The organism is Arthrobacter sp. P1_H7 (genome assembly GCF_056405215.1).
The window spans coordinates 20,682-32,696 of record NZ_JBFUCO010000016.1; the positions used below are offsets into that span (position 1 = coordinate 20,682).

Here is a 12,015-nt window from a genome sequence, read left to right on the forward strand (position 1 = left end):
GAAGCCAACGAAGTGCCAGAAAATTCAGTGTCAGAAAATTCAGTGACAGCAACACCCGCCGCAGCAGCATCCACCCCGGCAGTCCTCGTACTCGAGGACGGCCGGATTTTCCGCGGCACCAGCTACGGCGCCACCGGAACGGCCCTCGGCGAGGCAGTCTTCGCGACCGGCATGACCGGCTACCAGGAGACGATCACCGACCCCTCCTACGCACGCCAGCTCGTGGTCCAGACCGCGCCGCACATTGGCAACACCGGCGTCAACAGCGACGACGCCGAGTCCCGCCGCATCTGGGTGGCCGGCTATATCGTCCGCGACGCCGCCCGCCGGCCCTCCAACTGGCGTTCCGAACGCTCCCTCGACGACGAGCTCGTCGAGCAGGGGATCGTCGGCATCCAGGGCGTCGACACCCGCGCCATCACCCGCCACCTGCGCGAACACAAGACCATGCGCGCCGGCATCTTCTCCGGCGAAGCCGCCCGCGCCACGGACAAGGACCTCGTCGACGCCGTCCTGGCCAGCTCGCCGATGGAAGGCTCCCGGCTCGCCGAGGAAGTCAGCGTGGACGCCGCCTATACGGTGGAGCCCAAGGACTTCGGCTGGGACGGCGAGCCGCGGTTCAGCATTGCCGCTATTGACTTAGGCATCAAGCGCATGACCCCCGTCCGGTTCGCCGAGCGCGGGGTCCGGGTGCACGTGCTGCCCGCCACGGCAACCCTCGCCGACGTCCAGGCCGTCAACCCCGACGGCTTCTTCATGTCCAACGGCCCCGGCGACCCCGCCACCGCGGACAACCAGGTGGCGCTGCTGCGCTCCGTGCTCGATGAAAAGATCCCGTACTTCGGCATCTGCTTCGGCAACCAGATCCTGGGCCGGGCCCTCGGGTTCGGCACGTACAAGCTGCGCTACGGCCACCGCGGCCTGAACCAGCCCGTGATGGACCGCCGCACCGGCAAGGTCGAAATCACCTCGCAAAACCACGGCTTTGCCGTCGACGCCCCGCTCAACGGCGCCACCCAGGCCCCCGAGGAACGCTTCGGCCGCGTCGAGGTCAGCCATGTGAGCCTCAACGACGACGTCGTCGAGGGCCTGTCCTGCCTCGACATTCCGGCCTTCTCCGTGCAGTACCACCCCGAGGCGGCCGCCGGCCCGCACGACGCCGCCTACCTCTTCGACCGCTTCATCGAGCTGATGGCGGACGCTTCTTCAAAGACAGAGACCGGCACAAAGACTGCCACCGATTCCAAGACTGAGGACACGAAGTAATGCCCAAGAGAACTGACCTCAAGAGCGTCATGGTCATCGGGTCCGGCCCGATCGTGATCGGCCAGGCGGCCGAATTCGATTACTCCGGCACCCAGGCACTGCGCGTCCTCAAGGAGGAAGGCCTGCGGGTCATCCTCGTCAACTCCAACCCGGCCACGATCATGACGGACCCCGAGTTCGCTGACGCGACCTACATCGAGCCGATCACTCCCGAAGTGGTGGAGAAGATCATCGCCAAGGAGCGCCCCGACGCGCTTCTGCCGACCCTCGGCGGCCAGACGGCCCTGAACACGGCCATCGCGCTGGACAAGAACGGCGTCCTGGAGAAGTACAACGTCGAGCTGATCGGCGCCAATATTGCCGCGATTGAACTTGGCGAGGACCGCGAGAAGTTCAAGGGCGTCGTGGAACGCTGCGGGGCCGAGTCGGCCCGCAGCCACATCATCCACACCATGGACGAGGCACTCGAGGCGGCCGGGGACCTCGGTTACCCGATGGTCGTCCGGCCCTCCTTCACCATGGGCGGCCTGGGCTCCGGGCTGGCCTACGACGAGGGGGACCTGCGCCGGATTGTCGGCCAGGGCCTGCAGTACAGCCCCACGTCCGAGGTACTGCTCGAAGAGAGCATCCTCGGCTGGAAGGAGTACGAGCTCGAGATGATGCGGGACAAGAACGACAACGTCGTGGTGGTCTGCTCCATCGAGAACTTCGACCCGGTCGGCGTGCACACCGGCGACTCGATCACCGTCGCCCCGGCCCTGACCCTGACGGACCGCGAATACCAGCGGCTGCGCGACATCTCCATCGCCGTCATCCGCGAGGTCGGCGTCGACACCGGCGGCTGCAACATCCAGTTCGCCGTCGAGCCGGACACCGGCCGCGTCGTCGTGATTGAAATGAACCCCCGCGTCTCCCGTTCCTCCGCCCTCGCGTCCAAGGCCACCGGCTTCGCGATCGCCAAGATCGCCACGAAGCTGTCCCTCGGCTACACCCTGGACGAGATCCCCAACGACATCACCCAGAAGACCCCGGCGTCCTTCGAACCGACCCTGGACTACGTGGTGGTGAAGGTCCCGCGCTTCGCCTTCGAGAAGTTCCCGGCGGCGGACCCCACCCTGACCACCACCATGAAGTCGGTGGGCGAGGCCATGGCCATGGGCCGGAACTTCACCGAGGCGCTGCAGAAGGCGCTGCGCTCCCTGGAGCAGAAGGGCTCCCAGCTGGACTTCAGCCACGTCCCGGAATGGGAAGTCGCGGAGCTGATCGAAAAGGCCAAGCGTCCCACCACCGAGCGCCTGCACCAGGTGCAGCGCGCCATGCTCGGCGGCGCCACCGTCGAACAGCTCTTCGAGGCGACCAAGATCGACCCCTGGTACCTGGACCAGCTCCAGCTGCTGAACGAGATCTCCCTCGAAATCCGCCAGGCCGCGGCGCTGACCCCGGAGATGCTGACCCGCGCCAAGCGCCACGGCTTCTCCGACGAACAGATCGGTGCGCTGACCCACAACTCCGAGGACGTCGTCCGCGGGGTCCGGCAGGCCCTGGGCATCCGTCCGGTCTACAAGACCGTGGACACCTGCGCGGCCGAGTTCGCCGCCTACACCCCGTACCACTACTCCTCCTATGACGAGGAGGACGAGGTGGCGCTGCACGCCAAGCCGTCCATCATCATCCTCGGGTCCGGACCCAACCGGATCGGCCAGGGCATCGAGTTCGACTACTCCTGCGTGCACGCCTCGATGGCACTGCGCAAGGCCGGCTACGAGACCGTCATGGTCAACTGCAACCCGGAAACCGTCTCCACGGACTACGACGTTTCCACCCGGCTCTACTTCGAGCCGCTCACCCTGGAGGACGTCCTCGAGGTCATCGCGGCCGAGGAACGCACCGGCGGGGTCATGGGCGTCTTCGTCCAGCTCGGCGGCCAGACCCCGCTCAAGCTCGCCCAGCAGCTCGCCGACGCCGGCGTGCCGATCCTTGGCACCTCGCCGGAGGCAATCGACCTCGCCGAGCACCGCGGCGCCTTCTCCCGCGTCCTCGACAAGGCCGGGCTCGTCTCGCCGAAGAACGGCACCGCCGTGTCCTTCGAGGACGCCAAGAAGATCGCCGACGAAATCGGTTACCCGGTCCTGGTCCGCCCCTCCTACGTCCTCGGCGGACGCGGCATGGAGATCGTCTACGACGAGCCCAACCTCTCCCGCTACATCGCCAACGCGACCGAAATCACCCCGGACCACCCGGTGCTGATCGACCGCTTCCTCGAGGACGCCGTCGAGATCGACGTCGATGCCCTCTACGACGGCACGGAGATGTACCTCGGCGGCATCATGGAACACATCGAGGAGGCCGGCATCCATTCCGGCGACTCGGCCTGCGTGCTGCCGCCCATCACCCTGGGCGGCAACGTGCTGGAACGGGTCCGCACCGCCACCCTGGCCATCGCCGAGGGCGTGGGCGTCCGCGGCCTGATCAACATCCAGTTCGCCCTGGCCTCCGACGTGCTCTACGTCCTCGAAGCCAACCCGCGCGCCTCCCGCACCGTGCCGTTCGTCTCCAAGGCCACCGGTGTCCAGATGGCGAAAGCCGCGGCCCTGATCGGCACCGGCGTCACCATCAACCAGCTCCGCAGCGCCTACAAGATGCTGCCGGAGAGCGGCGACGGCTCCACCCTGCCGCTGGACGCGCCGGTTTCGGTCAAGGAAGCCGTGCTGCCGTTCAGCCGCTTCCGCACCCCCGAGGGCAAGGTGGTCGACTCCCTGCTCGGCCCGGAAATGCGCTCCACGGGCGAGGTCATGGGCATCGACAAGCACTTCGACACGGCCTTCGCCAAGAGCCAGGCGGCCGCCAACAACGCGCTGCCGACCGAGGGCAAGATCTTCGTCTCGGTGGCCAACCGGGACAAGCGCTCGGTCATCATGGGCGTCAAGCGGCTCTCGGACCTCGGCTTCGAGATCGTCTCCACCGGCGGCACGGCCGACGTGCTCCGCCGCAACGGCATCCAGGCCACCCCGGTCCGGAAGGTCGCCGAAGGCTCCAGCGCCGAGGGTGAAGGCACCATCGCCGACCTCATCATCGCCGGCGAGATCGACATGGTCTTCAACACCCCCTCCGGTGGCGAGGCCCGCAGCGACGGCTACGAACTCCGTGCCGCCGCGACGTCGATCGGGATCCCGTGCATCACCACCGTGGCCGAGTTCAACGCCGCCGTCCAGGCCATCGAGGCGCTGCGCACCTATGAATGGTCGGTCACGAGCCTGCAGGAGCACGCCGCGAACCTGAAGGCGCTCCAGGATGCCTGAGGCGTCCGCCGCCGAAACGGCCGGCCGGGAGTCCTTCGGCTCCCGGCTGGGGCGGGCCATGGCGGCCCGCGGCCCGCTGTGCGTCGGCATCGACCCGCACCCGGCGCTGCTGCAGCGCTGGGGGCTGAGTGACGACGCCGCCGGGCTGGAACGCTTCTCGCTGACCGTGCTGGAGGCCGTGGGTTCCCTCGCCGCCGCGGTGAAACCTCAGGTGGCCCTGTATGAGCGCCACGGCTCGGCCGGAATCGCCGTGCTCGAACGCACCCTGGCCGCGGCGGCTGAAGCGTCCGTGCTGACCATCGCGGACGCCAAACGCGGTGACATCGGCTCCACCATGGCCGCTTACGCGGACGCCTGGCTGCGGGACGGCTCGGCCCTGGCCGCGGATTCGGTGACGTTGAGCCCGTACCTGGGCTTCGAGTCACTCCGGCCCGCCCTGGACCTGGCGGCCGAGACCGGGCGCGGGGTGTTCGTCCTGGCGCTGACCTCGAACCCGGAGGGCGCCTCGGTCCAGCACGTCGGCGGGATGGACTCCGTGGCGCGGCGGATCACGGAAGCGGCCGCGGTGGAGAACCGCCGCTATGACGGTTCCCTCGGTTCGGTGGGCCTGGTGGTCGGCGCCACGGTGGGCTCCGCCCTCACCGCACTGGATCTCGATCTGGCGGCGGTCCGCGGGCCCATCCTTGCCCCCGGGCTGGGTGCGCAGGGAGCCACCGCCGCGGACCTGCGCCGCACTTTCGGTGCGGCCTATCCCCAGGTCCTGGGCACCTCAAGCCGGGACATCCTCGGCGCCGGACCGCAGCAGCAGGCCCTCCGGGATGCCGCGCGGCGCACCCTCGACGAACTCCTCGCCGCCTAGCGGCAGCCGCCGCACCGGCCCGGGACCGAGCTAACGGACCCGGGCCGCGGGCTGTCCCGTCGGGGGACTGCGCTTTTCCGTTCCCGAACTGGCCGGCGCGCAGATTTCCATTGATTTCTGCCGCCGCCTGACGGTAGGTTCGGGGCAAGGGCATGAGTGCCCCGTCCCGCCATGCAGGGAGGCCTTCCGTGAGTTTGAGACCACTCACTCCTCAGGAGCGTTCCGACGCCCTTCGCAAGGCTGCTGCCGCAAGGGCCACCAGGGCCGAGGCCAAGGAGCGCCTCAAGACGGGCGAGCTGACCATCGCCAAAGTCATCAGCGCCGCCGAATCCGACGACGCCATTGCCCGCATGAGAATCGTGGAGCTGCTCGAGGCCCTGCCCGGGATCGGCCGGGTCCGGGCGGCGGCCATCATGGACCAGCTCGGCATCGCACAGTCCCGACGGGTCCGCGGCCTGGGAATCCACCAGCGCCGGGCGCTGGTAGATTTTATTGACGACAAGTAGCTCGGTCCGCCGAGTTGCCCACCACCGCCCAAAGGAATATGTGAGCAAGAAACCGGGACTGACAGTCCTCGCCGGCCCGACGGCTGTTGGCAAAGGCACCGTGTCCACCTACATCCGGGATAACTATCCCGGCGTCTGGCTCTCCGTGTCTGCCACCACGCGTCCGCCGCGGCCGGGAGAGCAGGACGGGATCCACTACTTCTTCAAATCGGCCGAGGAATTCGATTCTTTGGTCGAAAACGGCGAATTGCTCGAATGGGCCGTCGTCCACGGCCGGAACCGCTACGGCACGCTGCGCAGCACGGTTGATGCCGCCATTGCCGAGGGCCGCTCGGTGTTGCTGGAGATCGACCTGCAGGGCGCCCGGCAGGTCAAGCAGGCTGTCCCGGATGCCCAGTTTGTGTTCCTGGCGCCCCCGAGCTGGGACGAAATGGTCCGCCGGCTGGTCGGCCGCGGCACGGAAAGCGCCGAAGAACAGCAGCAGAGGCTGGAAACCGCTAAACTAGAACTTGCCGCTGAACCGGAGTTCGACCACACCGTCATCAATGATGACGTTCGTCGGGCAGCGGACGAGCTTGTTTCACTCATGGGGCTGACCCCGAACCCGCGCTAGGCGCCGGGACGTACCGGCCCGTTAGAATTTGGAGAATTCGTGTCCACGAACCTTGAAGGCATCATCAACCCGCCGATCGACGAGCTGCTGAAGGCCGCCGACTCGAAGTACGGACTGGTGATTTTTGGTGCCAAGCGCGCACGCCAGATCAACGCGTACTACGCCCAGCTGCATGAGGGCCTGTTCGAGTACGTTGGCCCGCTGGTCGACACCAAGCTGAACGAGAAGTCCCTGTCGATCGCGCTGCGCGAGATCAACGAAGGCAAGCTCGTCTCCACGCCGATCGAAACCGCAGAGTAATTCCCTCCGCGGGAAGAGCCAAGTAAACAGACTGCCTGCTGACGGAGATCACGTGCGCATAGTCCTCGGAGTCGGGGGAGGGATTGCCGCCTACAAGGTGGCATCGCTCCTCCGGCTTTTTACTGAAGCCGGGCATGACGTCACGGTCATCCCCACCGAGGCGGCCACCCGCTTCGTCGGCGTCGCCACGTGGGAGGCCCTGTCCGGGCACCCGGTGAGCAACAGCGTGTTCGACGCCGTCCACACGGTCAACCATGTCCGGCTCGGCCACGAGGCCGAACTGATCGTCGTGGCCCCGGCTACGGCCGATCTCCTGGCCCGTGCGGCCACCGGCCAGGCCGATGACCTCCTCACCAACACCCTGCTGATGGCTGGCGACTGCCCGGTGCTCATGGCCCCGGCCATGCACACCGAAATGTGGCAACACCCCGCCACCGAAGCCAACGTCGAGACCCTGCGCAGCCGCGGTGTCACGGTGCTGGAACCCGCGAGCGGCCGGCTCACCGGCGCCGACTCCGGTCCCGGCCGCCTGCCCGAGCCCGAGGCGATCTTCACCGCCGCCATGGCCCTCGCCGGCGCCGCCGCGTCCGCCGCTTCCGCGGCCATGCCGGCCGTTAAGGCTGACATGGACACCGCCCCGGCCGCCGGGCCGGCAGCGGCGCAGCCGGCGGTCCTGCCGTTGGCCGGGCTGACGGTGACCATCAGTGCCGGCGGCACCCGGGAACCGCTGGACCCTGTGCGGTTCCTCGGCAACCGCTCCTCCGGCAAGCAGGGGGTGGCCCTGGCCGCGGCCGCCAGCGCGGCCGGCGCCCGCGTCCGCCTCCTGGCCGCCCACATGGAGGTCCCGGCGCCCGCCGGCGTCGAACTCGTCCAGGTCGAAACTGCCCTGGAACTGCGGGAGGCGGCGCTGCACGCGGCCGCCGACTCCGACGTCGTCATCATGGCTGCCGCCGTCGCGGACTTCCGCCCGGCGGACGTCGCCGGGACCAAGATCAAGAAGCGCGACGACGTCGCCGACCCCGTGATCAACCTGGTGCGCAACCCCGACATCCTGCGCGAGCTCGTCGAGGTCCGCGACGCCGCGTCCCGGAATCAGCTGATTGTCGGCTTCGCCGCCGAGACGGGCGACGCCGGCGGCGACGTCCTGGACTATGCCCGGGCCAAGCTGCGCCGGAAAGCCTGTGACCTGCTGGTCGTCAACCAGGTGGGCCGGGACTTGGTCTTTGGTGAGGACACGAACTCAGTAGTCATCCTTTCCCGCGACGGCTCCGAACCCCAAGAGGCGTCGGGTTCCAAATCCGACGTCGCGGCTGCCGTGATCGACCGGATCAGCGCCGAGCTGAGCCGGGCTGTACCGCCGGCGTAGCCCGGCGTAACCAACATCTCCTTAGCACGGGGACACACGCCGCCGGACGTCCGTTATCCAACCAGTAAGGTAGTTGAGTGACTTTACCGCTGCACATCCCCGCCTTCCACGGGTCCACGCCCGCCGCGCTCCGGCTCTTCACGTCCGAGTCGGTGACGGAGGGCCACCCCGACAAGATCTGTGACCAGATCAGCGATGCGATCCTCGACGCCCTGCTCGACAAAGACCCCGAGTCCCGGGTAGCCGTGGAGACGCTGGCCACCACCGGGCTGGTCCACGTCGCGGGCGAGGTCACCACCGACGCCTACGTCGAGATCCCCCAGATAGTCCGGGAGACCATCCTGGGCATCGGGTACGATTCTTCGGCCAACGGCTTCGACGGCGCCCGGTGCGGCGTCTCGGTGTCCATCGGCCAGCAGTCCAACGACATCGCCGGCGGTGTGTTCAACTCCCTCGAAGCCCGTGAGGGCCGCCAGGAGGACGACTACGACCTCCAGGGCGCCGGCGACCAGGGACTCATGTTCGGCTACGCCAGCGACGAGACCCCGTCCTACATGCCCGTGCCCATCTGGCTCGCGCACCGGCTCTCCGAGCGGCTGACCGAGGTCCGCAAGAACGGCGAACTCGCCTACCTGCGCCCGGACGGCAAGACGCAGGTCACCGTGGGCTACGACGGCGACCGTCCGGTCTCGGTCGAGACTGTCGTCATCTCCAGCCAGCACGCCGAGGGCACCAGCCTCGACCGGCTCCGGGCCGACCTCGCCGAGCACGTGGTGGGACCGGTCATGGCGCTGTCCAACCTGGACACCTCACGGACCCGCAACATCCTCAACCCCGCAGGCGCCTTTGTGATTGGCGGCCCGGTGGGCGACGCCGGCCTCACCGGCCGCAAGATCATCGTCGACACCTATGGCGGCATGGCCCGCCACGGCGGCGGCGCGTTCTCCGGCAAGGACCCGTCGAAGGTGGACCGCTCGGCCGCCTACGCCATGCGCTGGGTCGCCAAAAACGTGGTGGCCGCCGGCCTCGCCAAGCGCGCCGAAATCCAGATCGCCTACGCGATCGGCCAGGCCCGCCCGGTGGGAACCTACGTTGAGACATTCGGAACCGAAACCGTGGACCCGGCCCGGATCAGCGCCGCGATCGCCGAGATCTTCGACCTGCGCCCGCGGGCCATCATCGACGCCCTCGACCTCAAGCGCCCGATCTACGCCAAGACCGCCGCCCACGGTCACTTCGGCCGCGAAGACCCGGACTTCACGTGGGAACGCCTGGACCGGGTGGACGAGCTGAAGGCGTTCTTCAACGCCTAAGGCCGGGCCACACCGTCCAAAGCCGCCCAGGCCGTTTGTTTTGATGGTGAGTTTGTCAGTCCTGTGTGATGTGCTGTAGCCAGGCCGCCCCCCGGTGGCCTGGCTACAGTTTTCTAGGATCACAGTTTTCCAGGATCACAGTGCATTTGAGAAACCGCCATATAGCCCGAGGGGAGGTGTGAGCCGTGAGTCCCAATCCTGCCGGCGGCGCGCCCGGCGAACCCCAGCAGCTCTCCCTGCTCCAGGGCTTTCCCGCCTCCGCCGCGGAAGCGTCCGGGCCCGCCCTTGCCGCGCACCTGCCGGTGGCGCGGGTGCTGATCGAATCCTCGCTCCCACACCTGGACCGGCCTTTCGATTACAGCGTCCCGGCCGCCCTCGACGCCGAAGCCCTGCCCGGAGTCCGGGTCAAGGTCAAGTTCAACGGACAGGAACTGGCCGGATACCTGCTGGAGCGCACGGCCGGATCCGACGCCGGCCACCCCCTGGTGCCGCTGCACAAGGTGCTCTCTGCCGTGCCGGTCCTGACCCCCGCCGTGGCCGAGCTCGCCGGCCGGATCGCCGCGCGCTACGCCGGAACGGTCAGCGATGTCCTGCGCGTTGCCGTGCCGCCGCGCATGGCCAAACTCGAAAAGGAATTCGCCCCGGACGGCCGGCTCGACCCCGGGCTCTTCGGCACTGAGATGTTCGGTCTGGCGACCGACGTGTCGCTTCCGTCGCCGGCCGCCCGCAGCATCTGGACCCGGTACCGCAACGGTGCGGCGTTCCTCGCCCACCTCGCCGCGGGGGAGTCGCCCCGGGCCGTGCTGACCGCCCTGCAGGGGTACGGGCCCGCCAGCTGGCCGCGAATGATCGCCGAAGCCGTGGCCGCGGTCCGGATCTCGGGCCGCGGCGCCGTCGTGGTGGTGCCCGACTACCGGGACCTCGACCGCGTGGAATCTGCCCTGCTGGAACTGCTTCCCGCCGGCGACGTCGCCCGGCTCACCGCCGACGACGGCCAGACGCCGCGCTACCGCAGTTTCCTGCGCGTGCTCAGCGGCGCCGCCGGAGTCGCGGTGGGTACCCGGTCCGCCGCCTACGCGCCGGTGCCGAACCTCGGGCTCGTGGTCTGCTGGGACGACGGCGACGACCTCCACATTGAGCAGCGGTCACCGTACGCGCACACCCGCGAAGTCCTCCTGCTGCGGGCGGGCCAGGAAGGAGCCGCGTGCCTGCTCGCGGCCCATTCGCGCAGCACCGAAACGGAGCGGCTGGTCGGCTCCGGCTGGGCCCAGGCCGTGGAAGCGGACCGGACTGTCCTGCGGCGGACAGTCCCGCGCGTCCTGAACACGGCCGACAGCTACGAACTCGAGCATGACCCGCTCGCCCGCATCGCCCGCCTCCCCGGCGCGGCCTGGCGGGCTGCCAAGGAGGGCCTGGAACGCGGTCCGGTCCTGGTCCAGGTGGCCCGCGCCGGCTACGCCCCCTCGCTGGTGTGCGACACCTGCCGGGAACCTGCCCGTTGCACCGCCTGCAGCGGGCCCCTGGCGATCGCCGGCCCGGCCGGGAGCAGCGCCGTGCCGCAATGCCGCTGGTGCTCGGCACCGGCCCCGGCATGGCGTTGCGGCACGTGCAACGGCGCCAGGCTCCGGCGCGGCGCCACGGGAGCCCTCCGCACCGCGGAGGAGCTCGGCCGGGCCTTTCCGGGGAAACCGGTCATCACCTCCTCCGGGGACCAGATCAAGGCCACCGTTGCGGAGACCACGGCCCTCGTGGTGGCCACCGTCGGTGCCGAACCGGTGGCCGCCGGCGGCTACGCCGCAGCCCTGCTGCTCGACGGCGACTCGCTGCTGCGCCGGGAAAACCTGAGGGCGGGGGAGGACGCAGTCCGCCGCTGGTTCAACGCCGCGGCCCTGGTGCGGCCGGCTTCCGAGGGCGGCCTGGTGGTCATTACGGCCGACGACGCGGCCGGGGTTGGCGCCCTGCTGCGCTGGGATCCCGCCGGGTACGCCAGCCGTGAACTGGCACTGCGGCAGGAGCTGCAGCTGCCGCCCGCCGTGCGGGTCGCCTCCGTCACCGGCGGCAGGACCGCCGTCGGCCATTTCACGGATGCCATTCAGCACCAGCTGGCGGCGCAGGGAACCGTCCTCCGGACGGCCGGGCCCGCGCCGGTCATCCTGCCCGCAGCCGCGGGGGCCGGCCGCACGCCGCCGCGGGATTCTGCGCCCCGGGATTCCGGCGAGGAAGTCCGGACCCTCCTGTTCATCCCCTACGCCCAGGCCGCGGCTGCCACGGCCGTCATGCGGGCCGTCAAGGCGGCGGCCGCAGCCAAGCGCAGCGATGACCCGGTGCAGCTGCGCCTGGACGGCGTCGACGTCCTCTAGAACCTTCCATGGCGTCCCCGCGGCCCACCTGTCCCCGCCCGGTTCACCTGGCCCCACCCTGCACGGCGGCCCCCCGTACAACGGGCCTGCCGTGCAACGGGCCTGCCTGCTGGCGGCCATTCGCCACAGATGG

At 69.2% G+C, this 12,015-nt stretch carries 9 protein-coding genes; all 9 read left to right on the forward strand.

Annotated features, from left to right (window positions below; all coding sequences use genetic code 11):
- Positions 1–27: 27 nt before the first annotated feature.
- The 9 genes from carA (at position 28) to AC1DXI_RS15495 (ending at position 11,882) form a co-directional block, all read left to right on the forward strand.
- A complete protein-coding gene (gene carA / locus AC1DXI_RS15455) occupies positions 28–1,266 on the forward strand; it encodes a glutamine-hydrolyzing carbamoyl-phosphate synthase small subunit (protein WP_476939355.1) in 1,239 nt (412 codons plus the stop codon).
- Positions 1,266–4,565 (forward strand): carbamoyl-phosphate synthase large subunit, encoded by a 3,300-nt coding sequence (gene carB, locus AC1DXI_RS15460; RefSeq protein WP_018773138.1) that lies wholly within the window; start codon positions 1,266–1,268, stop codon positions 4,563–4,565. The genes carA and carB overlap by 1 nt, the downstream gene beginning before the upstream one ends.
- Positions 4,558–5,424, forward strand: a complete 867-nt coding sequence (gene pyrF / locus AC1DXI_RS15465; RefSeq protein WP_476939356.1) for an orotidine-5'-phosphate decarboxylase — start codon at positions 4,558–4,560, stop codon at positions 5,422–5,424. The genes carB and pyrF overlap by 8 nt, the downstream gene beginning before the upstream one ends.
- Positions 5,425–5,612: 188 nt before the next feature.
- The gene (gene mihF, locus AC1DXI_RS15470) at positions 5,613–5,930 is read left to right on the forward strand and encodes an integration host factor, actinobacterial type (protein ID WP_018773136.1); all 318 of its coding nucleotides are present in this window, start codon (positions 5,613–5,615) and stop codon (positions 5,928–5,930) included.
- Positions 5,931–5,970: 40 nt separating this feature from the next.
- On the forward strand, positions 5,971–6,543 hold the full coding sequence (gene gmk / locus AC1DXI_RS15475; protein ID WP_028276459.1) for a guanylate kinase: 573 nt from the start codon (positions 5,971–5,973) through the stop codon (positions 6,541–6,543).
- Positions 6,544–6,582: 39 nt separating this feature from the next.
- Positions 6,583–6,843 carry a DNA-directed RNA polymerase subunit omega gene (rpoZ, locus tag AC1DXI_RS15480; protein WP_018773134.1) on the forward strand — a complete coding sequence of 87 codons (261 nt, stop codon included), beginning with the start codon at positions 6,583–6,585 and terminating at the stop codon, positions 6,841–6,843.
- A 52-nt stretch (positions 6,844–6,895) separates the two neighbouring features.
- Complete coding sequence (locus tag AC1DXI_RS15485) at positions 6,896–8,209, forward strand: bifunctional phosphopantothenoylcysteine decarboxylase/phosphopantothenate synthase (protein WP_476939357.1); 1,314 nt, start codon at positions 6,896–6,898, stop codon at positions 8,207–8,209.
- Positions 8,210–8,286: 77 nt separating this feature from the next.
- A complete protein-coding gene (gene metK, locus AC1DXI_RS15490; RefSeq protein ID WP_370121922.1) occupies positions 8,287–9,522 on the forward strand; it encodes a methionine adenosyltransferase in 1,236 nt (411 codons plus the stop codon).
- 185 nt (positions 9,523–9,707) lie between these two features.
- Entirely contained in the window at positions 9,708–11,882 is a 2,175-nt protein-coding gene (locus tag AC1DXI_RS15495) for a primosomal protein N' family DNA-binding protein (RefSeq protein ID WP_476939358.1), read from the forward strand.
- Positions 11,883–12,015: the final 133 nt, after the last annotated feature.

Bases quoted from the DNA above. Each gene is read 5' to 3' on its own strand.
- carB (WP_018773138.1), top strand. From the start codon at position 1,266: ATGCCCAAGAGAACTGACCTCAAGAGCGTCATGGTCATCGGGTCCGGC.
- pyrF (WP_476939356.1), top strand. From the start codon at position 4,558: ATGCCTGAGGCGTCCGCCGCCGAAACGGCCGGCCGGGAGTCCTTCGGC.